22 protein-coding genes and 3 tRNA genes are annotated in these 24,591 nt (G+C 57.4%); 13 read left to right on the top strand and 12 right to left on the bottom strand.

Features of this window, described 5'->3' with window-relative positions; genetic code table 11:
- Positions 1-60: 60 nt before the first annotated feature.
- The gene (locus BN1139_RS07410) at positions 61-417 is read left to right on the top strand and encodes an MGMT family protein (RefSeq protein WP_005353831.1); all 357 of its coding nucleotides are present in this window, start codon (positions 61-63) and stop codon (positions 415-417) included.
- A 16-nt stretch (positions 418-433) separates the two neighbouring features.
- Here the strand turns inward: BN1139_RS07410 and BN1139_RS21645 are convergent, their stop codons facing one another.
- Complete coding sequence (locus BN1139_RS21645; RefSeq protein WP_005334891.1) at positions 434-598, bottom strand: hypothetical protein; 165 nt, start codon at positions 596-598, stop codon at positions 434-436.
- A gap of 108 nt (positions 599-706) precedes the next feature.
- Positions 707-3,328 carry a type I DNA topoisomerase gene (gene topA / locus BN1139_RS07405; RefSeq protein WP_005353832.1) on the bottom strand — a complete coding sequence of 874 codons (2,622 nt, stop codon included), beginning with the start codon at positions 3,326-3,328 and terminating at the stop codon, positions 707-709.
- 355 nt (positions 3,329-3,683) lie between these two features.
- On the opposite strand from topA, the gene astB reads away from it, so the two are divergent.
- The 5 genes from astB (at position 3,684) to BN1139_RS07380 (ending at position 6,033) form a co-directional block, all read left to right on the top strand.
- Positions 3,684-5,021 carry an N-succinylarginine dihydrolase gene (gene astB / locus BN1139_RS07400; protein WP_005353833.1) on the top strand — a complete coding sequence of 446 codons (1,338 nt, stop codon included), beginning with the start codon at positions 3,684-3,686 and terminating at the stop codon, positions 5,019-5,021.
- Between the two features lie 241 nt (positions 5,022-5,262).
- Positions 5,263-5,347: transfer RNA gene (locus tag BN1139_RS07395), tRNA-Tyr, on the top strand.
- A 39-nt stretch (positions 5,348-5,386) separates the two neighbouring features.
- Positions 5,387-5,471, top strand: a tRNA-Tyr gene (locus tag BN1139_RS07390).
- Between the two features lie 44 nt (positions 5,472-5,515).
- Positions 5,516-5,600: transfer RNA gene (locus tag BN1139_RS07385), tRNA-Tyr, on the top strand.
- A gap of 142 nt (positions 5,601-5,742) precedes the next feature.
- On the top strand, positions 5,743-6,033 hold the full coding sequence (locus BN1139_RS07380) for a hypothetical protein (RefSeq protein WP_005353834.1): 291 nt from the start codon (positions 5,743-5,745) through the stop codon (positions 6,031-6,033).
- On the opposite strand, the gene BN1139_RS07375 is transcribed toward BN1139_RS07380, so the two are convergent.
- Positions 6,007-9,324, bottom strand: coding sequence for an ATP-binding protein (locus tag BN1139_RS07375; RefSeq protein ID WP_005353835.1), 3,318 nt, complete (start codon positions 9,322-9,324; stop codon positions 6,007-6,009). The two genes, BN1139_RS07380 and BN1139_RS07375, sit on opposite strands and share 27 nt — an antisense overlap.
- 75 nt (positions 9,325-9,399) lie before the next feature.
- Between BN1139_RS07375 and BN1139_RS07370 the strand changes: the two genes are divergently transcribed.
- Positions 9,400-10,038: a response regulator gene (locus tag BN1139_RS07370; RefSeq protein WP_005353836.1), complete on the top strand. Its 639-nt coding sequence runs from the start codon at positions 9,400-9,402 to the stop codon at positions 10,036-10,038.
- On the opposite strand, the gene BN1139_RS07365 is transcribed toward BN1139_RS07370, so the two are convergent.
- The 5 genes from BN1139_RS07365 to BN1139_RS07350 all read right to left on the bottom strand — a co-directional run bounded on the left by BN1139_RS07365 (position 10,035) and on the right by BN1139_RS07350 (position 14,943).
- Entirely contained in the window at positions 10,035-10,847 is an 813-nt protein-coding gene (locus BN1139_RS07365; protein WP_013723535.1) for a hypothetical protein, read from the bottom strand. The two genes, BN1139_RS07370 and BN1139_RS07365, sit on opposite strands and share 4 nt — an antisense overlap.
- Positions 10,814-11,251, bottom strand: a complete 438-nt coding sequence (locus tag BN1139_RS20900; protein WP_005353839.1) for a hypothetical protein — start codon at positions 11,249-11,251, stop codon at positions 10,814-10,816. Before BN1139_RS20900 ends, BN1139_RS07365 begins: the two co-directional genes overlap by 34 nt.
- A complete protein-coding gene (locus BN1139_RS07360) occupies positions 11,221-13,629 on the bottom strand; it encodes a TcfC E-set like domain-containing protein (protein WP_005353841.1) in 2,409 nt (802 codons plus the stop codon). The genes BN1139_RS20900 and BN1139_RS07360 overlap by 31 nt, the downstream gene beginning before the upstream one ends.
- Positions 13,630-13,694: 65 nt before the next feature.
- Positions 13,695-14,192, bottom strand: a complete 498-nt coding sequence (locus tag BN1139_RS07355) for a CS1 type fimbrial major subunit (protein WP_005353843.1) — start codon at positions 14,190-14,192, stop codon at positions 13,695-13,697.
- A gap of 46 nt (positions 14,193-14,238) precedes the next feature.
- Positions 14,239-14,943 carry a hypothetical protein gene (locus BN1139_RS07350; RefSeq protein WP_005353845.1) on the bottom strand — a complete coding sequence of 235 codons (705 nt, stop codon included), beginning with the start codon at positions 14,941-14,943 and terminating at the stop codon, positions 14,239-14,241.
- 276 nt (positions 14,944-15,219) lie between these two features.
- Here BN1139_RS07350 and BN1139_RS07345 point away from each other — a divergent pair, with 276 nt between their 5' ends.
- The 3 genes from BN1139_RS07345 (at position 15,220) to BN1139_RS07335 (ending at position 17,826) form a co-directional block, all read left to right on the top strand.
- Positions 15,220-15,957 carry an EAL domain-containing protein gene (locus tag BN1139_RS07345; protein WP_005353847.1) on the top strand — a complete coding sequence of 246 codons (738 nt, stop codon included), beginning with the start codon at positions 15,220-15,222 and terminating at the stop codon, positions 15,955-15,957.
- A gap of 257 nt (positions 15,958-16,214) precedes the next feature.
- The gene (gene trhP, locus BN1139_RS07340; protein WP_005353849.1) at positions 16,215-17,576 is read left to right on the top strand and encodes a prephenate-dependent tRNA uridine(34) hydroxylase TrhP; all 1,362 of its coding nucleotides are present in this window, start codon (positions 16,215-16,217) and stop codon (positions 17,574-17,576) included.
- Between the two features lies 1 nt (position 17,577).
- Positions 17,578-17,826: a YfhL family 4Fe-4S dicluster ferredoxin gene (locus BN1139_RS07335; protein WP_005353850.1), complete on the top strand. Its 249-nt coding sequence runs from the start codon at positions 17,578-17,580 to the stop codon at positions 17,824-17,826.
- Positions 17,827-17,883: 57 nt separating this feature from the next.
- On the opposite strand, the gene BN1139_RS07330 is transcribed toward BN1139_RS07335, so the two are convergent.
- Entirely contained in the window at positions 17,884-18,276 is a 393-nt protein-coding gene (locus tag BN1139_RS07330; protein WP_005353852.1) for a DUF1090 domain-containing protein, read from the bottom strand.
- Between the two features lie 158 nt (positions 18,277-18,434).
- Here BN1139_RS07330 and BN1139_RS07325 point away from each other — a divergent pair, with 158 nt between their 5' ends.
- Positions 18,435-18,788, top strand: coding sequence for a DsrE/DsrF/TusD sulfur relay family protein (locus BN1139_RS07325; protein WP_005353854.1), 354 nt, complete (start codon positions 18,435-18,437; stop codon positions 18,786-18,788).
- A 36-nt stretch (positions 18,789-18,824) separates the two neighbouring features.
- Here BN1139_RS07325 and BN1139_RS07320 read toward each other — a convergent pair whose 3' ends face one another.
- Both BN1139_RS07320 and sohB read right to left on the bottom strand, forming a co-directional pair.
- The gene (locus BN1139_RS07320; protein WP_005353855.1) at positions 18,825-20,048 is read right to left on the bottom strand and encodes an MFS transporter; all 1,224 of its coding nucleotides are present in this window, start codon (positions 20,046-20,048) and stop codon (positions 18,825-18,827) included.
- A 180-nt stretch (positions 20,049-20,228) separates the two neighbouring features.
- Positions 20,229-21,236 (bottom strand): protease SohB, encoded by a 1,008-nt coding sequence (sohB, locus tag BN1139_RS07315; RefSeq protein ID WP_005353858.1) that lies wholly within the window; start codon positions 21,234-21,236, stop codon positions 20,229-20,231.
- 222 nt (positions 21,237-21,458) lie between these two features.
- Between sohB and BN1139_RS07310 the strand changes: the two genes are divergently transcribed.
- Positions 21,459-22,214 carry a YciK family oxidoreductase gene (locus BN1139_RS07310; protein ID WP_005353861.1) on the top strand — a complete coding sequence of 252 codons (756 nt, stop codon included), beginning with the start codon at positions 21,459-21,461 and terminating at the stop codon, positions 22,212-22,214.
- Positions 22,215-22,341: 127 nt separating this feature from the next.
- Positions 22,342-23,256, top strand: coding sequence for a LysR family transcriptional regulator (locus BN1139_RS07305; RefSeq protein ID WP_005353862.1), 915 nt, complete (start codon positions 22,342-22,344; stop codon positions 23,254-23,256).
- Positions 23,257-23,271: 15 nt separating this feature from the next.
- On the opposite strand, the gene BN1139_RS07300 is transcribed toward BN1139_RS07305, so the two are convergent.
- Positions 23,272-24,444, bottom strand: a complete 1,173-nt coding sequence (locus BN1139_RS07300; RefSeq protein ID WP_005334914.1) for an MFS transporter — start codon at positions 24,442-24,444, stop codon at positions 23,272-23,274.
- Positions 24,445-24,591 lie beyond the last annotated feature (147 nt).

The following is a 24,591-nucleotide window of genomic DNA, read 5'->3' as shown; positions in this document are numbered from 1 at the left end:
GCCAGCCTCATGACAGAAGCGCCACAATGGCGCTTCTGTTGTTTTTGACGAATCGGGTTTATGAGCATTGAACCAAGTCCATCCCCATTGAACAAAACGGCCCGTATCGAAGCGATCATCGCCCTGATCCCGGCAGGCCGGGTGGTCAGCTATGGTCAGGTGGCCGATCTGGCCGGGTTGCCCGGACGGGCAAGACTGGTGGGCAAGGTGCTGCGGGAAACCGACAAGGTACTGCCGTGGCATCGGGTGCTGAGCGCGGCGGGCACCATCTCGTTACCGAAAGGATCGCCAAGCTTTGCCGAACAGACGGGACGCCTGCAGCAAGAAGGGGTCGTGGTGATCGGTGGGCGGGTCAGAATGAAGGAGTGGCAATGGCAGCCCGATCTGGCCGAGCTGCTTTTTCTACTGCCGTTTTGAGCGGATCACAGCCGGATCACTCCAGCGGCGCCAGGATCTCGTCGCTGCGCACCTGCACCGGTATGGTCTCATCCGCACGCTGCAGCAGCACCAGCAGGCTCTGCCGGTCCACCTCCAGCACATAGGCCGCCCCTTCCCGGGTCATGCAGCTCATACCCGGCCGGATCTCGTTAATCTCCATCTCAACCTCCTTGTCTACTTCGCGATTGACGACAGCTGCACTCCTTGCAGCTGTCTCAGTATACCGCTATCCATAAGCAAAGAGGCCCCTTGTCGGGGCCTCTTTTCATCAGGCTTTTTTAGCCTTTGGCAAACTCTCTTGCCAGGTACCGTTGTCGTAGTGAGCGGTCCAACCGGTCGCCTTGCCGTTGACCTCGCTCATCACGTACTGCTCCTTGGTCTTGCGACTGAAGCGCACGATAGCGGGGTTGCCGTCCGGATCGGTGAGCGGGGCACCGGCCAGATACTTGTGCTTGGCGGAGATGCGATCCTTGAAGCGCTTGAGCTCTTCCACCAGCGGCGCGCGGGTCTCGCGGGATTTGGGGAAGTTGCTGGCAGCCAGGAACAGACCGGCAGCCCCGTCACGCAGCACAAAGTGAGCATCGGACTGGGTGCACTTGAGCTCCGGCAGCGGCACCGGATCCTCCTTCGGCGGCGCGATGTCGCCGTTTTTCAGGATCTTGCGGGTGTTCTTGCAGGTCTCGTTGGTGCAGCCCATGTACTTGCCGAAACGGCCGTTCTTGAGCTGCATCTCGGCTCCGCAACGGTCGCACTCGATGCTCGGCCCTTCGTAGCCCTTGAGCTTGAACTGGCCCTTCTCGATCTCGTAGCCATCGCAATCCGGGTTGCGGCCACAGACGTGCAGCTTGCGGCTGTCATCGATGATGTAGGCATCCATCGCAGTGCCACAGACACCGCAGCGGTGCTTGGCGCGCAGCGCTTCGGTTTCTGCCTCTTCGCCGTCAGTGGCGGAGACAAACTCGTCGGCAGAGACCAGGTTGATGGTCTTCTTGCAGCGCTCTTTCGGCGGCAAAGCATAGCCGGAGCAACCAAGGAACACGCCGGTGGTGGCGGTACGAATACCCATCTTGCGGCCGCAATCCGGGCAATCGATGTCAGTCATCACCATCTGGTTGGCACGCATGCCGCCCTCTTCAGGCGCCTTGTCGGCCTTCTCCAGCTCCTGGGTAAACTCGGCGTAGAAGGCGTCCAGCACCTTCTTCCACTCAAGGCTCCCATCGGCGATGCCATCGAGCTTGTCTTCCATCTTGGCGGTGAACTCGTAGTTCATCAGCTCGACGAAGTTCTCCACCAGACGATCGGTGACAATCTCGCCCATCTTCTCGGCGAAGAAACGGCGGCTCTCGACCCGCACATAACCGCGATCAACGATGGTGGAGATGATGGAGGCGTAGGTAGACGGACGGCCGATGCCGCGTTTTTCCAGCTCGCGCACCAGCGCGGCTTCAGTGAAACGGGCAGGCGGCTTGGTGAAGTGCTGGCGCGGATCCAGCTTGATCAGCTTCAGCACCTCGCCCACGGTCACCGCAGGCAGCTGACTATCTTCGCCCTTGCGACCCATCGGCGGCAGGGCCTTGGTCCAACCGGCGAAGCGCAGGGTACGACCACGGGCCTTGAGCTCGAACTCGCCCGCCTTGACGGTCAGGGTGGAGGAGTCGTACTGAGCCGGGGTCATCTGGCAGGCCACGAACTGACGCCAGATGAGGTCGTACAGACGCATGGCATCCGGCTCCATCCCTTCCAGCATCTCGGCAGTCACCTGTACGTTGGAGGGACGGATCGCCTCGTGCGCTTCCTGGGCATTGGCCTTGGCGCCATACAAATTCGGCTCGGCTGGCAGATAGGCCGCGCCATACTGCTCGCCGATATATTCACGCACCGCCTCAACCGCCTCTTTGCTGAGGTTGGTGGAGTCGGTACGCATATAGGTGATGTAACCCGCTTCATAGAGACGCTGGGCCATCATCATGGTCTTCTTGACCCCAAAGCTCAGCCGGGTAGAGGCCGCCTGCTGCAGGGTAGAGGTGATAAACGGCGCGGACGGCTTGGAGCCGGTCGGCTTGTCTTCCCGGTTCACCACCTTGTAGTCGACCCCTTCCAGGGCTGCGACAGCGGCAAAGGTCTCGGCCTGGGTCACCGGCTTGAAGTCGGCCCCGTTGCGGCTGACCACTTCCATCCGCAGATCGCTCTTGTCACCGGTCAGCAGGTCGGCATTGAGATCCCAGAACTCGACCGGTACGAACGCCTTGATTTCGCGCTCTTTATCGACGATGAGACGCACCGCAACGGATTGCACTCGACCGGCGGAGAGACCGCGGGCCAGCTTTTTCCACAGCAGCGGGGAGACCATGTAACCCACCACGCGGTCGAGGAAACGACGGGCCTGCTGGGCATTGACGCGGTCAATATTGAGTTCGGACGGCTGGGCAAACGCCTCCTTGATGGCGCTCTTGGTGATCTCGTTGAACACCACGCGCTTGTAGCGGCTGTCGTCGCCACCGATGATCTCGCGCAGGTGCCAGGCGATCGCCTCTCCTTCTCTATCCAAGTCGGTTGCGAGATAGATGGTGTCGGCTTTCTCGGCCAGACTTTGCAACTCGCTGACCACCTTCTCCTTGCCGGGCAAAATCTGGTAGTTAGCCTGCCAGCCAGCGGTCGGATTGATACCCATCCGGGCAAACAGGGCCTTGCGATCCTTGGCAGCCTTCTCGGATTCGCTCAACTTGATGCCGCGAATGACAGGTTTCTTGGGCTCGGTGCTGGCGCTGCCGCTGGTGGGCAGATCGCGAACATGACCAACGCTGGATTTCACCACGTAGTCTTTGCCCAGATATTTGTTGATCGTCTTGGCCTTGGCCGGAGACTCCACTATGACCAGTGATTTGCCCATGCTGTAACTATTATCCTCATTGCACCCGACGGGGTTGGTGTGCGGTTTTGTGGGGCTGTATAAGAGATTTGGCGCGAAAAAGCAATCTTGTGAGCAAATTTGCCTGACCAGCCCTAACCACACGGCTTCTTTTATTGCTTCTTTATTTATTAATGCGAAGGCAACAGGCCGGACGCAACCGCTTTTTCAATTTTCTGCCATACCGCCCCTCTTTTTATATCTGAAACGACATAAAAACGTCTGCTGGTTACCGGCTTGTTACAAAAACATAAAATCTCTTTATAATGGCCCAACCCCGACGCATTGTGCGCGGAAGGAACCGCTACCCATCATAAAAATCGAAAGGATGTACTCAATGAAGCACTTCGAGGTCAATTTCGACGGTCTGGTCGGCCCGACTCATAACTATGCCGGCCTCTCCTACGGCAACGTTGCCTCCCAGAGCAATGCCCAGGAGGCTTCCAATCCGAAAGAGGCCGCCAAGCAGGGGCTGCGCAAGATGAAGGCGCTGACCGAGCTTGGCATGACCCAGGGGGTACTGGCGCCACAAGAGCGTCCCGATCTCGCCACCCTGCGCCGCCTCGGCTTCACCGGCAACGATGCCCGGGTGCTGGAGCAGGCCGCCAAACAGGCTCCTGCCATACTGGCTGCCTGCTATTCAGCCTCCAGCATGTGGACCGCCAATGCCGCCACCGTCTCTCCCAGTGCCGATACCCAGGATGGCCGCATTCACTTCACCCCCGCCAACCTGACCAACAAGTTTCACCGCTCTCTGGAGCCGGACGTTACAGGTCGCATCCTGCGCGCCGTGTTCAACAATGATCGCCACTTCAGCCACCACCTCCATCTGCCGGAGAATGACCACTTCGGCGATGAGGGGGCAGCCAACCACACCCGCCTCTGCCGCGCCTATGGCGAGGCGGGGGTCGAGCTGTTTGTCTATGGCCGCAGCGCCTTTGACTACTCCCGCCCGGCGCCGAAGCGCTATCCGGCCCGCCAGACCCTGGAGGCAAGCCAGGCCATCGCCCGCCTGCATGGCCTTGGCGAGGAGAGCGTGGTGTTTATTCAGCAAAACCCGGAGGTGATCGATCAGGGGGTATTCCATAACGATGTGATCGCGGTGGGCAACCAGAACGTGCTCTTCTTCCACCAGCAAGCGTTCCTCAACACCGAAGCGGTACTGACCGAGATCCGCGGCAAGTTTGGCGAGGGGAATTTGCACTTTATCGAAGTGCCAACCGCCGAGGTATCCGTGCTGGATGCGGTGAAATCCTACCTGTTCAACACCCAGATCCTCACCATGCCGAGCGGCGAGATGGCCATTATCGCCCCCACCGAGTGCCGCGATAATCCGGCGGTGTCGGCCTATCTTGGCAAGCTACTGACGCAGGAGACTCCGATCAAGGCGGTCCACTATATGGATGTGAAACAGAGCATGCGTAATGGTGGCGGCCCGGCCTGCCTGCGACTGCGGGTTGCCATGAACGATCAGGAACTCGCTGCGGTCAATCCGGCCTGCCTTATCAACGACAGTCAGTTTGCCCGTCTCGATGGCTGGGTCGATCGCCACTACCGCGACCGCCTGACCCTCGATGACCTGCGGGATCCGGCACTGGTGCAGGAGTCCCGCAGCGCACTGGACGAGCTGACCCAGATCCTGAAACTGGGTTCGGTCTACCCGTTCCAGCGCTAGATGTGATGCCCGGCAAGACCGCCAACGCTGGCGGTCTTCTGCTATCTGCCTCATCTTCAGCGCACTCGCCAGCTTGCACGGATGCTGTTTTGTGCAGAAAAGCAGCGCACAACTTGCTGATAAGCTTGAATTTTGAGCTTGATGTATCAAAAAATCGACGAACAGTCATTTTTTACTGCCAGATGCTTCATCAAGGGGTTCACAAAGCCTCTGGATCTGATAGTATGCGCCTCGCACTTGGGGAGGGGTTCCCGAGCGGCCAAAGGGATCAGACTGTAAATCTGACGGCTCTGCCTTCGAAGGTTCGAATCCTTCTCCCTCCACCATTCAAGTGCAAAAGTAGTGACAATCAGGAAATACCCCGTGGAGGGGTTCCCGAGCGGCCAAAGGGATCAGACTGTAAATCTGACGGCTCTGCCTTCGAAGGTTCGAATCCTTCTCCCTCCACCATTTCCCTGATTGCAATGGCTGAATACAATTTGTTTTGCCCCTGTGGAGGGGTTCCCGAGCGGCCAAAGGGATCAGACTGTAAATCTGACGGCTCTGCCTTCGAAGGTTCGAATCCTTCTCCCTCCACCATCATTCAAGAAAACCCGGCCTCGCGCCGGGTTTTCGCTTTCTGCCATTCTCATCACATTTTTCCGACCTTGTCAGATCTGACAGTTGCAATTGCATCCCATCTTGCTCATCGTGGCATCATCGACATCAGAGTGTTCAAATCATGTTTGAAGTCTGGGACGAGCATGGTCACGCCACCGGTCTGACACTGCAGGCGCTCAAAGTCAGAATCAGCAACGACTATCAGGGCGATCTGATGGTGCGCTACAGCAACAAGCTGGGACTCCCCACGACCCTCTTTCTGACCATTCATCAGGGCGTTGCCTATCAACGCTTCAAAGCGGGCTCGCCAAAACTGGATTGGGAATGGCTGGCCAGCGCAGGCAATGGCCACAGCCCCCGTAATTTTATGAGCGAACAGTTCCCCTTACTCCAGCTCTCCTTGGATAACTGAATGCCCCTCTCTTTCGCTCAATAACGTCAATTCATCGATGATTTGCTGTAATTGGGCACGAAAGCGTGTCAGCTCATCGGTACAAGCTGGCGATCCAAACTGACGGATTTTTTCTTCCAATCGCCATGCCTGTTCAGCCAATTCCGGCGCCATCATCATGCTGATGGTCCCCGCCTGACGATGCACCCAACTGGCCAATGCATTGTCATCAAGTGGCGCCTGTGCCATCGACAGTTCAAGATCCTGGCGAAAAAGCGGAAACATCTGCCGCAACTTGTCACCATGACCAAAAAATGCCTCCATGGCCGCAATATCAATCAAGGTTGGCGCGGTTAAGATTCGCCACTTCTGCAACATCTGGCGCAGAACATCCAGCAGCACCGGTTTGCCCAGCAGATCGTCCATGCCCACGGCAAAACAGCGTTCAGCCTGTTCTGGCAACACATTGGCCGTCATGGCGATGATCAGCTGCCGCTCGCCTTTCTCTGCAGCCCGTATCCTGCGGGTGAACTCATAACCATCCATCACCGGCATCTGACAGTCACAGAGCACCAGCTCATAGGGATGCTGCGCGACCATCTCGAGAGCCTGCTGGCCATGCTCGGCCACATCGCAGTTCATCCCAAGTTGCCTGAGCTGGCGTATTACCAGCGACTGGTTGAGGGGATTATCCTCCACCAGCAATACCCGACAGGGCTGCATGGGTGCGCTCTTTCGCATCGCTTTCGTTGCCGTCCCTGCGCTCAAGCCAAACTGGCGATAGCAAACTTCACGCACGGCATGCCAGGTCATGGGATTGCTGTTGAGGATGTAACCCTCCTCATCACAACGATAACCGAGGGGGGTTGCCAGCGGCAGCACCCGGATGACTCCGTTGCCAGCCAGCTCATGGTCTGTGAAACGCAAATGAGCATCACCAGACTCCGACGTTCGTGTTACCCCCAAGGCATCAAGATGCAACAGCAGGGTGTGGCACAGCTTCTCCTCATGGAGATCGATATGGGCTTGCACGCCATTGAGACGGAGATCCGGCTCTCGCTGTACCAGCATTGGCAACGTAACCGTCAGGCTGATGAAAGTGCCCAGCCCAGGGGCACTCTCCAGCCGGATCTCGCCACCCATCAAGGTGGCTAGGGTCTGGCAAATACTCAGGCCCAAGCCGGTACCACCATAACTGCGGGTGGTGGAGCTCTCTGCCTGTTCAAAGGCATTGAAGATCCGGCCAAGCGCTTCGGTGCTCATGCCAATGCCACTGTCGCGCACGCCGAAGCGCAGTTGCTGTTGCCCCTCCCCCTGTACCAGCAATTGCACCGAGATCTCGATAAAGCCCCGCTCGGTGAACTTGATGGCATTGCTGACAAAGTTGAAGAGGATCTGGCGCAGACGCAACGCATCACCACTTACCCGAGCCGCCACACCGGCATCCACCCAGAGATAGATGCGCAACCCCTTGCGATGCACCTCGCTCACCGTCATGATCAGCACGCTATCGAGCAGCTCCCGGACAAGGAACGGCGCTTGTTCGAGTTGCATCTTGCCCGCTTCCAGCTTGGCGAAGTCGAGCACGTTGTCGATCAGCGCATGCAACCCCTGGGCACCGCGGTTGATAACCTCCACCATCTGGCGCTGATCCTGAGTCAATTCGGTAAAGGTGAGCTGTTCCGCCATACCGATAATGCTATTCATGGGCGTGCGAATTTCGTGGCTCATGGTGGCCAGAAACTCCCCTTTCTGGGTGGCGGCAGACTCCGCCTTGGCCTTGGCTCTGGCAAGTGCAGCCTCCACCTGATGACGACGAACTATCTCCTGACGCAGCCGCCAGTAAGCCACCGACAACACCAGAATAAAGAGCGTGATCGCCACCCCGGCGGGCAGCAGGGTTCGCACCAGTTTCGCTCTGGGGATACCTTCGCTGTAATTGAGCGCCAGCCAACTGTTGCGTATCTGGCGCTTCTCCTTGTCGCTCATGCTGGCAAGCACCCGGTTGACCAGGGGCAGCAAGGGGACGTAAGGCTCACGTACCGCAACGGCCAACTCATCCTTGAAGGGGGTGGGCGCGGCAATATGAAGTCGATCATCAAACTGTTCGGTGATAAGACGGGAAACCACCACCAGATTGCCGATATAGGCATCCCCCCGCCCTGCTGCAACCCGGGTGAGCCCCTCGCTGGCACTCTTGGTCGCGATCAGTTTCAGGTCAGGCACCATTGCCCTCAGCTGGGGGATCAGCATGCTGTCGGTCAGCAACAGCTTTTTGCCAGTCAGATCAGAGAGATCCCCGATCGGAATACTACCGCGCGCCGTCACCAGCACCATCGGGAATGATGCGAAGGGTTCACTGGCATGCCAGCCCACCAGCCGCTCGATAATGCGAGCGGGTAATACCGCCAGGTCGACTTCGTGATGCAGCAGCAACTGTTGCAGTTCGGGCCAGCTCTGCACCGGCATACGACTGTATGCCAACCCCAGCTTCTCTTGCAGCACGTCCAGATAATCCACCATCAAGCCGACCGGGTTGCCATCCTCATCACGGTAAGACAGAGGAACCCATGCGGGAAGCTGTCCCAGCTTTAGTGGCGGCAACGTCGAGAGCCAGGCTCGCTCATCAGGACGCAGTAAAAAATGACTGTGCCCCATAAAATTGGGCTCCAGGCTCTCCCCCAGCCAGCGTTTCTCCAATGCACTGCGTGCCTCGACCGTCAGCGACTGAATGGCAGTATCAAGCCGAATAGCAAGAGAGTGTTTCTGGCTGGCGACACCAAGATGCAGGGTTTCCATCAACAAGGGAGACTGGGCAACCACCGCTAACGCCGGGTGGCGCTCGATAAACAGATTGGCCACATGAAGGTTGCCGATATAGGCATCCGCCCGCCCTTGTTCAACCGCCTGTAGTGCGCTGCGCGTATCATCAAAGAGCCGTGACGTGACATTCGGATAGTGCAGCTTGACCAGCTTCTCGGTCAGAAAGCCTTTTTCGATGGCAATGCTGGCGGACTGCAACCGGCTCACATCCCGAAACAGGGGGCTGTCCTGGCGCACCACCACCACGGTCGGCGAAGTGTAGTAAGGCAGACTATAGGTGATGCACTGGCGCACCTCAGAGTTAAAGGCATCGAGCAGGATATCCAGCTTGCCACGGCAGGCATCGGCATACATGGTTTTCCAGTCAGGGTAGACCTGCCAGGCAATCCGGTAATCCAGCTTTTTGGCTAATTCCTCCATCAATTCAACACTGAAGCCAGCGGCGACCTTGCCGTCCCACTGCTGAAAGGGTCCCCATCCTCCTGCCAATATGCCTACCTCAATCGTTGGGACAGAAGGCACCTCTGCTAGAGATATGTTCACTGTTTTATAAGAGGCTCATCCATGTCCTTCAAGATTATTCTTGCCGATGACCACCCCTTGATTTTGACCGGGATCCGTAGCCTGATTGAACAGATAACACCCCATTGTGAAGTGGTCGCCGAGGCATATCAGGTATCTGACTTGCTGAAATTATTGCAACAACATCGTTGTGATCTGTTGATCACCGATTTCAGCATGCCGGGCGATACTCGTAGCGATGGCATAGTAATGATCCAGCAGTTACGCCGGGATTATCCAAACCTGCCCATTATTGTACTAACCCAGATCCACAATGCCGGTATCTTGCAGTCACTCATCCAATTGGGGGTGAGCGGTATCCTGCTCAAAAAAGCGGTGATCAGCGAATTATCCGATGCCATTCGCCAGATATTATCCGGGCACAGCTATATCGGCAGTTCGGCGAAAAACCTGCTGGCCGAAGCCGGGCTTGGTCACCACACAAGCCTGATTCAGCTCACCCCCAAGGAGAGCGAAGTTGTGCGACTCTTGGCCAGCGGCATGTCCGTCACCCAGGTGGCCGAGTACCTGCACCGCAGCATCAAGACCATCAGCACCCAGAAAAAAAGCGCCATGCTGCGGCTCGGCCTGCAAAGCGATAGTGCGCTCTTTGACTATGCCAAAAGCAGCGGCCTCTGCTAGTCAATAGCAGCATCAAATATCAGGGTGATATCTCCTTTATAGGTGGAGCCCGGGTACTTCATCATTTCCGTGACCACGTCTCCAGCGACCCAGAATTTAATCTTTCTTGCCCCATTGATAGTAGGCCCTCGCAGGGATGAAAATTTGTATGGTGTAGTACTAAGATGGAACATTTCATTTTCCACGTTAATATAATATGTATTTAATTTTGCTTGATGCCCTTTGGCATTTTTTAACGCACATTCTGTACCAGATATATACTGGCAACGCAGTGTTACTGTAAATGGTGCACTACTCCAAAGCCGAAATGGTAACTCTTGTTGTAATTTATTTGGTATCCCCTTCCCATTATGTATCCTATCGCTCCATCCCCCTGGCGGCAACAGAGTTACTTTGCTTCTCCCTTCCCCCTCTCCTTTTGGAAAGTCCACTCTAAGTTGGTGACGGACAGCCAGCTTAATATTAACTTCATGTGCTAGTTGCCCGTTATAAGCTCCATCACCAAGATCAATATCCTGATTCCTACCTATAGAAAAATTGAACCTACCGGAATAATTTCCATTTGACATTTTAAGAGGGTCTGGCGACTCAAGACGGAAACCATAAATAATCCTATCAATCCAATAATAACCATTGTCATCTGCCGGGCTATTAAAATAACACTCAGCAGCACGTCCTTGTGCACTAGATTTAATAGAATGTAGAAGTAATTCAGAAAATGCTGGTGTTCCCCATGCTCTTTCTGTCAAAAAGATACAGTCGCCATTTATTCTACTCATTGGTCTAGGATGATCACCTGAAAGATCCATTTTTCTGTTTCAACACCAATATGAGTAGGAATCATTTTCAATTCATAAACCGTACCATCTTTATCATTAGTAACGATTATTTTTTTGGGGCCAGAGGTTTGATAATAACTAAGATAGTTTGACTTGCTTTTTTTAGAGCTAACAGAACGAAACACGTCTACTGAAAACTGAATAATAGTGGCACTTTCTAGTGGTTTCTCTGGATCACAAAAGTCAAATCCATATGGCTGTTCCATACGACATGGAGTTTTATTTATGAAATAACTACCTTGAGGACCATAGCTGCTTGGAATGTACTCAGCTGTAATATTAAATGTTTCTGCATATACTGAGTCACTAATCATGACTACAATAATAAAAAAAAGTATAGATATTATTTTTTTACGGTAATACTGGATGAACATCTTAACTCTCCCAACATAATAATATCCGACTCATCCATGCGACTTTGTTCTATAGCCGAACTGTTGCAATGAAGGGAACCATTATGTTCCACGCTAAATCCCGGCTGTCGTCTGCTCGCCTCCAGCGCAAAAAAACCATCATTTTCGGTAAATGCCCGCCCAATAGGGTTGCTGACCATAGCACCACGCAGTGGCTGATTTTGCTCGTCCAGCAAACGACCTATCACTGTGACTGTGCTCACCGCATTCACTTGCCCATAGCCAACCCCACCACGATTAAGGTGATAGGGAAGCACACTGGGTTTGATGGTGAGTGGTGTCCCTTCGTGATCGGCCATCTCCAGTTGCAAGGCGCCACTCTGCAAGGCAGGCGCAGAGACCAGATGGCGTCCGGGACCCAGGGTTTGCAAGCCCCCTTGGTCGTCGCTGACCCGGATCTGCGCTGCCTCGTCATCGGCGTCGATATCTAGGATCATCGCCGCCTCATTGCCCATGCCGCCCATATCGCGGGAGCCGATCGCCAGCTCCCCTTCCCGCCCCAGTGCCACTACGCTCTCCAGGTTGATGCCGCCGGTCATCTCTGCGTTATAGGAGGAGTGCTGGGCAAACAGGTCGCCCCCCAACCAGGGCGACGCAAAACGACCATAGCCTGACAGACCGGTACCATAACTGTCATGGGTGCTGCCCACGCTGACCTGACGCAGTGGCCCCCAATCCACCTCCTGCTGGTAATTGAGATAGGCGCTACGCTGGGCACCGCCCGAGCGGGAAGTATTGCTGCCCAGCCCCAGTGACAACTGGCGATCCTGTCCGCCCAGGTTGACGGTCAGACTCAGGGTGCTGCCGCGATCCCGCTGCTGCGCCGTGCTCTCGCTACCGGGACGATCGAACAAGGTCACGCCCCAGGTCACCCAACGCCCCCACAGCCGATCGCTATAGTGCCACCCCACATCAGCGCCGTTACCACGACCAGACTGGTGAGAAACATAGAGACCGAGGGAGCCCCACTTTTCCAGCGACTGCTGCAGTGACAGGCTGGATACCGAGCTTGCGTCCCCTTGCTTGCGCAGATTGCGCGAATGGCTGGCCACCAGACTGCTGTTGCCATGCCAGTAGATCCCCTGCAGATCGTAACCCCACCCCATGCCGACGCTCTGGTTGAGGGAGGCAAAGCCGTGGAGCTGACTGGTCGCCTCCCAATCGAGCGAGAGAGAGTGCTGGGCTCGTTTGTCCACATACTGGCTACCCGCCCCCGCTACCAGCGAGGGGAGCAGCAGATGGTTAACCGCAATACCACCACTGGCCCCTTCCAGATCGCTGTCTCCCTGTCGTACCAGCCAGCGGGTCTGGCGTCCGACAAACAGGTTGAAGCGCCACGGCTCCTCCGGCGTCTGCCAGTTGGAGGGTTTGTAGATCATCTCGCGCCAACGGCGGCTCTCCTGACCATCCTCCAGCAACCGCAGTTCCACCTCGTAAATGCCGCCGGGCAGCGAGCGGGTATCAAGTGCCTGCAGACCCGATACGACCGGCTGGGACTGGATCAGGTTGCCGTCACGATAGATCTCCACCATGCCCGGCCTGGCCGGAGCCACCTGGATCGGCGCCAGACTGGGCACCCCGCGTTCCCGACGCAGCAGATCCGAACTGCCCCACATCACCCCGAGCACAGTGGGCGTCGCACCACTGTAGTAGTTCGGCTGACGCACCAACCCCTGCGCCGAGGGAAAGAAGAAGCCGAGACGATAAAAATTGGCCTCATGGAGCCGTTCTCCATAGACCTGAGCCATCCCGAGATCAGTTGGCCCACCCCCTTGCCAGGTGGCATCCCCCTCCATAAAGGGGGTCCACTGCCCCCAGCTGCCCTCCAGCTGCAAGTTGTAGTGACCGTTACGCTGAGTGCCCTGCACCAGATTCAGCTGGTTCTGGACCAGCAACCCCTTGCTCTCTTGAGGCAATGCCATAAAGCGCTGATCCCGCGCCTCCTGTTCTACCTCACCGGTCAGCACCGAGAGCTGGGACTCCTCCAGACTATATTGCAATCCCACTATGCCTTCAGGACAGGTCCGGCCGCACTCGCCGAGCGGCAGGTGCGATCCCAACCTGGTCAGCCAGCGTTCACGCGCCTCCTCGTCAAACTCGCTCTCCTGCACATCCACCAGTGAAAGCAGCTGTACCGAGTTATCCCGCCCGAGCAGCACTTCCCCATCCCCCAGCAGGCGACCGTCGACGGTCACCCGCACCATCAGGGGAACACCAAAAAAGTGCGCTTCAAACCCTTCTGGCAACTGCCGCGCCTGTTGCAGCAGCAGTGCCGGATCTGCCGCCACCAACGGGACAGAGAGCAACAGCCCGAGCAAGAGAAGAAGAGAACGAACCATTAAGTGCAACCTGAATGCTTGGAATCTCAATTAAAGGGGGGCCTGATGACCCCCACATACTCATGTCAGCTGCCTTGAGCAGTCGGTGCCGACGGCACCTCCGATTCAAACATCATGCTGACAATTCCCTGATAATTGCCGGGCTTATAGCCACCGGCTGGCGCCGCTGCCGGAATGATTTCAAACCCGACCTTTTTACCGGTATTGGCATCCGCCTGATTCAGCAGGTCTTTCGATGAGGTGGTCAGCTCAACCCCCGCCACCTTGACCGTCACGCCGATACTCTCCTTACCGCTGATAATGGTGGAGGGATAGAGCAGATAGCCCTTGATGGGCCCAATAGTGCTCTTCATATCCAGCTGTTTGGCTAATGGCTCCAGCTTGTTGTTAAAAGAGTTAAAGGCCAGTTTTTGCGGGGTATTCATCCAGTCCCCCACGGGTTGCACGTAAAAGTTCTCGGTCGGGATCTGCGCCGTCACCGTCACCGTATGCTCGATGCGCTCGGCCGCCATCAGCGAACCACTCGCCAGCAACAGGGCGGGAAAAAGCGATAACATCTTCATAGCCACTCCTTCAGGTGTGATTGTCGTTCTTGTGATATATCGGGATTCAGAGCTTGAACTCCTTGAATACCGACTTTTTCCCTTCGATCAGTTCAAAACGAACCAATCGGGTTGCCTCTTGACTGACCCGCTTTTTAACGCCAGGCAGCAGATGCATCTTCTCCGGCTGACTGCATGAGCTCTCTTTTTGGTCACACAGTTCCAGATAATCGAGAATAACGGTGGCATTGCCCCGGTTCTCCACATAGAGAACACCGTTTTTACGGTCAATACGGGTGTCATGACGAGTCTCTTTGGGGGCCACAAAGAGAATGGTGCCAAAACCGGTCATGATGCTGACACCGGCGCTTATTTTTTGCTGTGGTGGCAATTCGGTTATTTCATCACCCTGTGGCTTGACCGGTACAAAACGCACCCGAAAATAACGTTCTCGCTCCCGCACTCCCATATAGATAAAACGTGTAGCCTGCATACCACCTGCCGGAATAATCAACCGTGATGGACTTGTCACCAACTGACGAACGCCCTCCTCCGGTAACTCCTGCTCCTTCGGCACGCCATCGGCACCATATATAATTTCGGCCAAGGTTATTTTGACAAATGCCGTCTCATCACCAAGATTTCTAACCCGCTTGAGCAGCGTAGTTTTTTCTGCCGACATATAGTCATATAAGGTGCCAACGCTAATATCTGGAGATGCCAAGACATTGCTGCTGAATATAAGCAGCAACACAGTAAAAATCTTATTCATGAATAATAATCACACTGTAAAAACGATAGAGAGTGGTGCCTTCATTGCAGGCTCCGTAAAAATATATGACATCCATATATGTAAGTCGCCCAATGATCATATTTGGCTCGGCGATTCGTCATTGAGGCCAGTCTAGATAATCCACACAGCGGACTTAATCGGAATAATCTGATACTGCCAACGTATTTTTTCTGCAAAAAATCAGACAATTCCTACAGCCAGCTTTCAACATCCTCCCCTATTATCCGAAATCATCTCAGTCAGCAGGGAAGTGACATGTTTGCGTTTAAAGAAGAGTTTCCGGTCGGTGACGTGGCATCCCTGACGACAGCGGACATTGCCGTGCCCTTTTATCAGCCAATCGTTGACCGGGATCGCCAGATCATCGGCTTTGAGGCGCTGGCCAGACGCTGGGAACCTCGCCAGCAGCGCTATCAGGGAATAGACTTTCCCTCTCTCAGCGATGACGAGTCCCTGCATGTGGATATCGTCATGCTCAGAGCCATTTGGCGTGATCTGACCGTGCTGGCACGCCATGCTCCTTGTACCCTCTCGATAAACCTCAACCCCGCTTTTGAGAGCCCTACATATAAGAACCTGCTGTTGCTCACTCTCTTGCAGGCCCGCAAGCTGGATATCGCAATCTGGTTCGAGGTGGTGGAGTACGCCCCGCTAGAGCGCAAGGAGTTGGCCCTGATCGAGGTACTGCGCAGCCACGGTGCCCATATCGCCTGCGATGACTTTGGCACCCAGGAGTGCAATTTTCAACGAGTGATGGCGCTCCCCTACGAGGTCATCAAGCTGGATCGCTCTCTGCTGCTGCAAGCGACCAGGAGTAGCCATGCCTTGCGCATGCTGACCGGACTGGTGGAGTACCTGCAGCGACTCGGCATGAAGGTGGTGTGCGAAGGGGTGGAAAACCAGACCCATATCGAGATTGCCGACCAGCTCGGCTGTCACTATCAACAGGGTTACGTCTACGCCATGCCCGCCCCCCTCTCCCGTTGGGCCTGAGAGGCTGTTTCATTTCGGCATCCTGTCGGCTCGCGCTGCCAACAATTTCCTGCCAAATTGCATGATGACGTGGGGGCGAGTACAATCTCGCACCCCGAATATCCGGCGCATCGTCTGTAGATAGGCCCCGGATATGCCGTCATCGGGTCGCGCTGCATTGAGCCTCCTCTCGGAGGGCATCTTGCACCGCAACTCAACCACTACGATGCCATCAGGTGGCATCGTCCTGATTTGCAATCAGATATAAAGAGTCCGCCATGTTTAAACCAGAATTGCTCTCCCCCGCAGGTTCCCTCAAGAACATGCGTTACGCCTATGCCTATGGCGCTGATGCCGTCTATGCCGGTCAGCCCCGCTACAGCCTGCGGGTGCGCAACAACGAATTCGATCACGAAAACCTGCAGCTGGGCATCAACGAAGCCCATGCACTGGGCAAGCAGTTCTATGTGGTGGCCAACATCCAGCCCCACAACTCCAAGCTCAAGACCTTTATCCGCGACATGCGCCCTGTGGTTGAGATGAAGCCGGATGCGCTGATCATGTCCGACCCAGGTCTCATCATGATGATGCGTGAAGCCTTCCCGGATATGCCCATTCACCTCTCGGTGCAGGCCAACGCGGTCAACTGGGCCACGGTGAAATTCTGGCATCAAATGGGCCTGACTCGGGCCATCCTCTCCCGCGAGCTGTCGCTGGACGAGATTGAGGAGATCCGCATGCAGGTGCCGGAGATGGAGCTGGAAGTGTTCGTTCACGGCGCGCTGTGCATGGCCTACTCCGGCCGCTGCCTGCTCTCCGGCTATATCAACAAGCGTGACCCCAACCAGGGCACCTGCACCAACTCCTGCCGCTGGGAGTACAAGGTGCACGAGGGTAAAGAAGATGACGTGGGCCAGATCGTCCACCGTCAGGAGCCGATCAAAGTGCGTCCGGACAACACCCTGGGCCTTGGCAAGCCGACTGATGCCCTTGTGCTGCTGGAAGAGTCCAACCGCCCGGGCGAGTACATGAGCGCGTTCGAGGACGAACACGGCACCTACATCATGAACTCCAAGGACTTGCGTGCCGTCGAGCACGTCGAGCGACTGACCAAGATGGGCGTTCACTCCCTGAAAATCGAAGGGCGCACCAAGTCTTTCTATTACTGCGCCCGTACCGCTCAGGTTTACCGCAAGGCCATCGACGATGCAGTGGCAGGTCGTCCGTTCGACCGCAGCCTGATGGGCACCCTCGAAAATCTGGCCCACCGCGGCTATACCGAGGGCTTCCTGCGCCGTCACAACCACAGCGAATACCAGAACTACGACTACGGCTACTCCGTCTCCGACACCCAGCAGTTTGTCGGCGAGATCACCGGTCGCAAAGGTGACATGGTCGAGGTCGAGGTGAAGAACAAGTTCCTGGTGGGCAACAACCTGGAGCTGATGACCCCGCAGGGCAACGTCCGTTTCAATCTGGAGCAGATGGAGAACCGCAAGGGCGAGCTTATCGATACCGCGCCGGGCAACGGTCACGTGGTCTATGTGCCAGTCCCGAAAGATCTGGATGTGAACTACGGCATTTTGCTGCGCAATCTGGGCGACAGCCAGGATACCCGCAACCCGCACACGGCGGCCTGAGATGGCGCTGCTCATCACCGACAAGTGCATCAACTGTGACATGTGCGATCCCGAGTGCCCCAACCAGGCTATCAGCCTGGGTGAGGAGATCTACGAGATCGACCCCAGTCGCTGCACCGAGTGCGTCGGTCACTATGAGAAGCCGACCTGCATCAGTGTCTGCCCTATCGACTGCATCATCTGGGATCCCGCTCATGTGGAGACCGAAGATCAGCTGATGGAGAAGTTTGTGCGGATGCACAGACCGTAAAACGAAAAAAAGGCCGAATAATCGGCCTTTTTTGATCCTGCGTGCAGCGGCTGGCTATCACTTGCCGACCAGCCGGATCAGTTTGTCCAGCTCCCGCTGGGCCTCCAGCATCCGGGTCTGGGACTCCTCCAGCCTGGCCTGGCGCTTGGCAATCTTCTCCGGTTTGCCACTGACTCTCGCCTCCTGCAACTCGAGCAGACGCTCGTCCACCTCGCCGCGCAGTTTGTTAACCCGCTCTTTCTGCTCCTTGAGCAGACCTTCATCGGTACAGTTGACCTTGATATTGCGCGCGGCCTGTTCCAGCCCGGCAATCTGCCCGGCGTTATTGTGTGCTTTGGCAAACACCAGCTGGTCGTTGACGGCCTGCAGACGAGCCTTGCAACCGACCGCCTCACTGCCAAAGGCCTGACCCGCCAACAGCAGCAAGCCGGCTCCCAATACTTTCCACATCTCGATTCATCCGGTCTTGTTTGCGAGCTGACCATAAAAACCTTGATCGGCAGCAGGGTCAAGCAAGCGGGAAAAAGGTGCGACAGAAGTTGTGCGACATCACGCAATTGCCACCCTGTTGGCTCTACAATGGCGCTCTTTCCAATCGGGAGTCTGTTATGAATCAACAAATTGTGGTCATTGCCAACGGTGCCCCCTATGGCAGCGAATCCCTGTTCAACGCCCTGCGTCTCGCTATCGCCCTCAACGAACAGAGGGGTGCCAGCCTCAAGCTGTTCTTGATGTCCGATGCGGTGAGCGCGGCGCTGGCCGGTCAGGCTCCGGCCGAAGGGTACAACCTGCGCCAGATGCTGGAGATCCTGCTGGCACAAGGCGTCACCATTCGCCTGTGCAAGACCTGCACCGATGCCCGTGGCATCACCGCCCTGCCGCTGATCGAGGGCATTGAGGTCGGCACCCTGCCGATGCTGGCCCAATGGACCCTGGCTGCCGACAAGGTGCTGACCTTCTGAACCATAAGGGGCTGGCCAGCGGCGAAGTCAGCCCGGTTAGCCTATCACCGACTCCTGCCGGGCACTTCGCCGACCATGATGTCGGGCGCCTGCTTCATAAAGCGCAAAAATCGCCACACAAAGCAGCGCCATCAGCACATAGAGCAACTGACCGCTCCACTGCTCGAGGATCCAGCCTCCCAGCAGGGCGCCGGCGGCTCCTCCCAACCCGGCCAGTGCGCTGGCACCAAAGTAGCTCCCCTTGAGATGAGCGGGAGCCATCTGGTCGATCAGCACGTTGAGCAGGGGGAAGAGGATGGTCTCGCCAATGCTGAGCAACAGCACGGCGCCAAACCAGTGGCTGCGCACCATCGGGTCCCCCAGCGCAAAGAGCAATTGAGCCGCCAGAAAGAGCGCCATGCCGATATGAAGCCGTACCCGCACCGGCCAGCGTGACAACAACCGCAGCAGCGGAAATTGCAGCAGCACCACGGTCAGGGCATTGGTCGCCACCAGCAGAGCAACCAGTTCGGCCACCTGCGGCATACCGGCCCGGGTCAGGTATTGCACCAGCGGCGAGTGAAACTGGGAGTAGACCAGCACCATCAGGAGATTGGCCATCACCAGCAGCAGGAAGGCACGATCCGCCAGCAACACCTTGATGGCATCCCGCAGTCCGGGGCCTGCTGCCCCCGGCTTACCTGTGTTGCCAGCCCGGCGAAATCCCCAGCCAAAGGCCAGCGCCAGCAGCAGATAGCTCACCACCAGAAACAGGAAGGTCTCCTGCTGGGCGTTGATCCCGAGGGTCACCCCGAGCAGAGGCCCCAACGCCGCCCCCAGGTTGAGCAGAAAATAGCGCAGGTGCAGTGCCAGCTCCCTCGCCTTGGCCGAGGCCAGACTGTCGGCCATCAGCGCCTTGCCGGGGGCATCGATGAGCCCCGACGAGAGGCCGCTGCCCATCACCCCGACTCCGAGCCAGAAAACTTCGTGCGAAAAACCGAGCAGGCCGAAACAGATCATCGCCACCAGACAACCGGCCAGCAGTATGCTGCGCCGCCCGAAGCGATCAGAGAGCCAGCCGCCGTAAAAACTGACCAGGGTAGAGAGGGCCATCGAGCCCCCCAGCAACAGGCCGATGAAGGTGGCCGAAAGGTCATACTCCCGATAGAGCAGAATGGAGAGGAAGGGCCACACCATGTAGTAGCTGGTACGCACCATAAAGGTGCCCAGAATGACGATCCAGACCAGCGGGGTAAATTGCCTGAAGGTGCTCCATGACATCGCTATGCTCCATGCCCCGCAGCTCTTACCACAAGATCCTGTCATAAACGGGGAAAGCATTCAGTTGTAACAGAGGGCCTCAATAGAAACAACCCTCGCTCACCGACAAGGTGCAACCGGATGCAAAAAGGCCAGCTGATGGGCATCGGCTGGCCTTGTTATCACGGGATTTCCCTCGAGCTAGCGCCAGGGGCTCTGCTGCCACAGACGCCCCAGTCCGGCTTCCAGCGCCTGCGCGCCCTGCTGCCCCAGCTTCTGGGTCAGGCTTTTTGGTTTGCGATAACTGATGCCGATCACCTTGTGGTGGCTGGCCTGCGCCAGCAGATAATCATCACTGGTGCAGAGGGTATCTACCAACCCCAGCCCCTTTGCCTGACTTGCCAGCCAGTGCTCACCGGTCGTGACCTGATCGATATCGAGTTGCGGGCGGTGTTCGGCCACAAAGGCCTTGAAGCGCTCGTGGATCGCCGCCAGCTCCTCGCGAAACTTCTCGCGCCCCAGATCGTCGTTCTCACCGAACATGGTGATGGTGCGCTTGTACTGACCGGCGGTGTGCATCTCGAATTCGATGTCATGCTTTTTCAACAACTTGTTGAAGTTCGGCAGCTGGGCGATCACCCCGATGGAGCCGACGATGGCAAAGGGGGCAGCCAGGATCTTGTCCGCCACACAGGCCATCATGTAGCCGCCACTCGCCGCCACCTTGTCGATAGCCACGGTGAGCTTGATGTCACGATCGCGCAGTCGCTGCAACTGGGAAGCGGCCAAGCCATAGCCATGCACCACGCCGCCACCGGATTCGAGTCGCAGCAGCACTTCGTCGCCGGGCTGGGCGACGCCAATCACCGCGCTCACCTCTTCGCGCAGGGAGGCCACCTCTTTGGCATCCATGCTGCCGTTGAAATCGAGCACGAACAGGCGACTGCGCTCATCCCCCGCCTTGGCGCGTTTTTTCTGCTCCTCTTTCTGCTGCTTTTCCATCACCTTGCGCTCGGCCTTGCTGGCGAGCGCGCTCTTGAGCGCAAATTGCCCCTGCTCCAGCTCGCTCGAGAGATCGGTCACCACCAGCTCACCCTTGCGCGCTTTCGGCTGGCGAGTGCTGACGATCATCAGGATGATGGCGCCGATGGCCAGCAGGAAGGTCACTGTCTTGGCCAGAAACAGGCCATATTCGGTCAGAAATGTCACGATGGACTCCAGAATGGATCGGTTTTCGTCACATTCTAGGGAGTTTGATGGAGGCACGCAAAAAATCGCAGCCAGTGTCCGGAAAAACCAACCCGAGCATCACAACCTCTCTATTTTCTTCACATTTTTCTTGCCGCTGGCTGGTCAAACAGGCGCGCGGATCAGTACACTTGGCGCCGATTGCCATGCACTTATGGCCGGAATTTGTTAACAGGAGTTGTCATGCTCGATTATCAGGCACCCCGCGATCTGCTCAAGGATAAAGTCATTCTGGTCACAGGTGCCGGCGATGGGATCGGCCGCGAAGCCGCCCTCACCTACGCCGCTCACGGTGCCACCGTGATCCTGCTCGGCCGCACCAGCGCCAAACTCGAAGCCGTGTATGACCAGATTGAAGCGGCCGGTTATCCGCTGCCCGCCATCGTGCCGGTGGATCTGAAAGGGGCCACCGCCGCCCACTACCGCGGCATGGCCGAAACCTTCGCCCAGCAGTTTGGCCGCCTCGACGGCGTGCTGTTCAACGCCGGTCTGCTTGGCACCCTCTCTCCGTTTGAACACATTCAGGAGAAGGAGTGGGACGAGGTGATGCAGGTCAACGTCAAATCGGAATTCCTGCTGACCCAGGCGCTGCTGCCGCTCTTGCGCCAGACAGCCAAGGCGCAGGGCGATGCCTCCATCATCTACACCTCCTCCAGCGTGGGACGCAAGGGGCGCGCCTACTGGGGCACCTATGCCATCTCCAAATTTGCCATTGAGGGGATGATGGAAGTGCTGGCCGACGAGCTGGAGAACACAGGCGTGCGGGTCAATACCCTCAACCCGGGCGGTACCCGCACCAAGATGCGCGCCAGCGCCTTCCCGGCGGAAGATCCCATGAACCTCAAGACTCCGGCCGACCTGATGCCGCTCTACCTCTACCTGATGGGGTCGGACAGCCGCGGCAAAACCGGCCAGACCTTTGTGGCTCAGCCAAAATAAACAGGCGGCTCAGCCCAAATAAATCAATAAAATACCCAGAGTGTTGTGCGGCAGGGGTTAAATTGAATAGGGAGCACAGGCTCCCTGTTCGAACCACTGACCATCCTATCTCCAATCAGGTTGAACTATGTTTCGTCCCAAGAGCACGTTTGAGCAATGGCGGATCTTTCAGGCGGTGGTCGACTGCGGCGGCTACGCCCAGGCGGCCGAGGCGCTGAACAAGAGCCAGTCCTCCCTCAATCATGCGGTTGCGAAGTTGCAGCAAAGTCTGGGGGTGCCCTTGCTGGAGGTGCGCGGCCGCAAGGCGGTGCTGACACCGGCGGGCGAGATCTTCCTCAAGCGGGCCCGTCAGTTGAGCCAGCAGGTGGAGGAGCTGGAGAATCTGGCCAACAACCTGGAGCGGCAGTGGGAGCCGCAGATCAACCTCTATGTCTCGGCGCTGCAGCCAAGGGATCGCCTCTATCGGGCCTTGGCCAGCTTCTACCCCCGCAGCCGGGGTTGCCGGGTCAACCTGCACGAACGCATTCACTGCCACTTCAACGCCCTGCAACCGGGGGATCTGATGCTCTCCGAGCACCTGCCCGGCGATCGCACCGGCCTGTTGCTGGACGAGGTGTGCCTGCTGCCCCTCTGCGCCGCCAGCCATCCGCTGGCGCAAGAGGAGGGGCCCATCCGCAGCGATGTGCTGACCAGCCACAACCAGATCAGCCTTCATCCCCCCATTCACCGTTCGGTGGACTGGAACGATGCGGATGACACCGGCTGGAAGGCAACCCACTACCACGAAGTGCTCGCCATGCTGCGCCTTGGCCTCGGCTATGCCTGGCTGCCGCGCCATCTGGTAGAGCGGGAGCTGGCGGAAGGGTCACTCATACAGCTGGATCTGGAGAGCGGCAACGAGCGCCACCTCTACACCTATCTGCTGACCCTCTCCCCCGAATCTCTCGGCCCTGCGACCGAGCTGCTGCTGCGCTGCCTGCGCAACGAATATCAGGGCGAATCATCGCAGCTCCCGCACGCCCAGCCCAGGCACGACAAATAACAGCCAGATCCCCCGTCAGACGTTGGGCACCCGCCAGCTGGCGGCCAGTGCCACCAGTGCCAATCCCAGCGCCACCATAAAGACCCCGTGGAAACTCCACACCTCCGCCACCACACCGGCGATGGCCCCCGCCATGATGGAGCCGGTGCGGATGCTGTTGGCAAACAGGGTGGTCGCCACCCCAGCTCGCCCCGGCATCAGATCCTGAAAGTAGGACATGCCGATCCCCGCCACGATACCGATGAAGATGGCGTTGAACAGCTGCAAGGCGATCAGGGCGTATTGGTCGGTGAGGGTCACCAGACCGGTGTAAAAGGCCGCGCCAGCCAGCACCGCCAGCAACATCATGGGGCGCTTGCCAAAGCGAGCCGTGTAATAACCAGCCAGCAGCATGAAGGGGATCTCCAGCGCAGCTGCCGTGCCCATCAGGATACCGGCAAGCTTCTCATCCATCCCGAGCTCTCGGGTGATGTAAAGCGGCATATTGATGAGGTACATGCTGTTGCAGGTCCACATCAGGGTTGAGGCGATAAAGAGTGCCCGCACCGCCGGATCCCGCCAGCTGCTGACCCGCTCTGTCTCTTCAGCCATCTTGGGCAAAGGCAGAGAGGGGAGCCAGCGCCACACCACCAGAGCGCAGAGCAGGTAGGCCAGTGCCGAGGCCAGGTACATCAGCTCGAAACCGTAGCCGATGGCCAGCGCGAAGGCGATGGGCGGGCCGATGACCCAGGCCAGCGAAAACTGGGCCCGCATCACCGAGCTGAACATATCCGCCCGCCGGTTGCGGCTGTCGGAGTACTCCCGCGCCAGCGCAAACAGCTGGGGGCTGGCAGTGGCCGCCAGCGCCGCCAGCATCACCCCCAGACTCGCCAGCAGCCAGTAGTTGCGGTTCCAGGCAAACAGCAAGGAGAGCGCCACCCCGGCAAAGCAGCAGCGCAGGATCAGTCGCTTGCGATCCCCCTTGTTGTCGGAGCGATGGCCCAACCACTGACTGACCAGAATGCCCACTACCGCATTGATGGTATAGAAGAGCCCTACCAGAAAGGGGCGCACCTGCACCTCTTCGGCCAGAAACAGACTTAAGGTAGGCACCTGCAGTGCCACCGCGACGCCGGTCATAAAGGTCACGGCAAGAAACGAAAGAGAGACGGGGTCCGGGCGTTTGACCGCCGCTATCGACAAGCTCATAGGGTTACCACTGGTTGGAGGGACGATACGGGCTAACGGGCGGCAGCCGTATGAAAATTCGGCGCCTATCTTATGTCACTATCAAGAGCGGGCTCAAGGATGCATAAGCAGGTGTGCGCCTTGCGAGGGAGGCCGCGACCCCGTAGA

The sequence above is a fragment of the Aeromonas veronii bv. veronii genome, from assembly GCF_000820225.1.
GTDB lineage: Bacteria > Pseudomonadota > Gammaproteobacteria > Enterobacterales > Aeromonadaceae > Aeromonas > Aeromonas veronii.
Note: the sequence above shows the minus strand (reverse complement) of the source record. Positions and strands in the feature narration are given on the sequence as shown.

Coding starts and splice junctions, on each gene's coding strand:
- BN1139_RS07410 (WP_005353831.1), top strand. CDS start 61: ATGAGCATTGAACCAAGTCCATCCCCATTGAACAAAACGGCCCGTATC.
- BN1139_RS21645 (WP_005334891.1), bottom strand. CDS start 598: ATGGAGATTAACGAGATCCGGCCGGGTATGAGCTGCATGACCCGGGAA.
- topA (WP_005353832.1), bottom strand. CDS start 3,328: ATGGGCAAATCACTGGTCATAGTGGAGTCTCCGGCCAAGGCCAAGACG.
- astB (WP_005353833.1), top strand. CDS start 3,684: ATGAAGCACTTCGAGGTCAATTTCGACGGTCTGGTCGGCCCGACTCAT.
- BN1139_RS07380 (WP_005353834.1), top strand. CDS start 5,743: ATGTTTGAAGTCTGGGACGAGCATGGTCACGCCACCGGTCTGACACTG.
- BN1139_RS07370 (WP_005353836.1), top strand. CDS start 9,400: ATGTCCTTCAAGATTATTCTTGCCGATGACCACCCCTTGATTTTGACC.
- BN1139_RS07365 (WP_013723535.1), bottom strand. CDS start 10,847: ATGGATCTTTCAGGTGATCATCCTAGACCAATGAGTAGAATAAATGGC.
- BN1139_RS20900 (WP_005353839.1), bottom strand. CDS start 11,251: ATGTTCATCCAGTATTACCGTAAAAAAATAATATCTATACTTTTTTTT.
- BN1139_RS07360 (WP_005353841.1), bottom strand. CDS start 13,629: ATGGTTCGTTCTCTTCTTCTCTTGCTCGGGCTGTTGCTCTCTGTCCCG.
- BN1139_RS07355 (WP_005353843.1), bottom strand. CDS start 14,192: ATGAAGATGTTATCGCTTTTTCCCGCCCTGTTGCTGGCGAGTGGTTCG.
- BN1139_RS07350 (WP_005353845.1), bottom strand. CDS start 14,943: ATGAATAAGATTTTTACTGTGTTGCTGCTTATATTCAGCAGCAATGTC.
- BN1139_RS07345 (WP_005353847.1), top strand. CDS start 15,220: ATGTTTGCGTTTAAAGAAGAGTTTCCGGTCGGTGACGTGGCATCCCTG.
- trhP (WP_005353849.1), top strand. CDS start 16,215: ATGTTTAAACCAGAATTGCTCTCCCCCGCAGGTTCCCTCAAGAACATG.
- BN1139_RS07335 (WP_005353850.1), top strand. CDS start 17,578: ATGGCGCTGCTCATCACCGACAAGTGCATCAACTGTGACATGTGCGAT.
- BN1139_RS07330 (WP_005353852.1), bottom strand. CDS start 18,276: ATGTGGAAAGTATTGGGAGCCGGCTTGCTGCTGTTGGCGGGTCAGGCC.
- BN1139_RS07325 (WP_005353854.1), top strand. CDS start 18,435: ATGAATCAACAAATTGTGGTCATTGCCAACGGTGCCCCCTATGGCAGC.
- BN1139_RS07320 (WP_005353855.1), bottom strand. CDS start 20,048: ATGTCATGGAGCACCTTCAGGCAATTTACCCCGCTGGTCTGGATCGTC.
- BN1139_RS07310 (WP_005353861.1), top strand. CDS start 21,459: ATGCTCGATTATCAGGCACCCCGCGATCTGCTCAAGGATAAAGTCATT.
- BN1139_RS07305 (WP_005353862.1), top strand. CDS start 22,342: ATGTTTCGTCCCAAGAGCACGTTTGAGCAATGGCGGATCTTTCAGGCG.
- BN1139_RS07300 (WP_005334914.1), bottom strand. CDS start 24,444: ATGAGCTTGTCGATAGCGGCGGTCAAACGCCCGGACCCCGTCTCTCTT.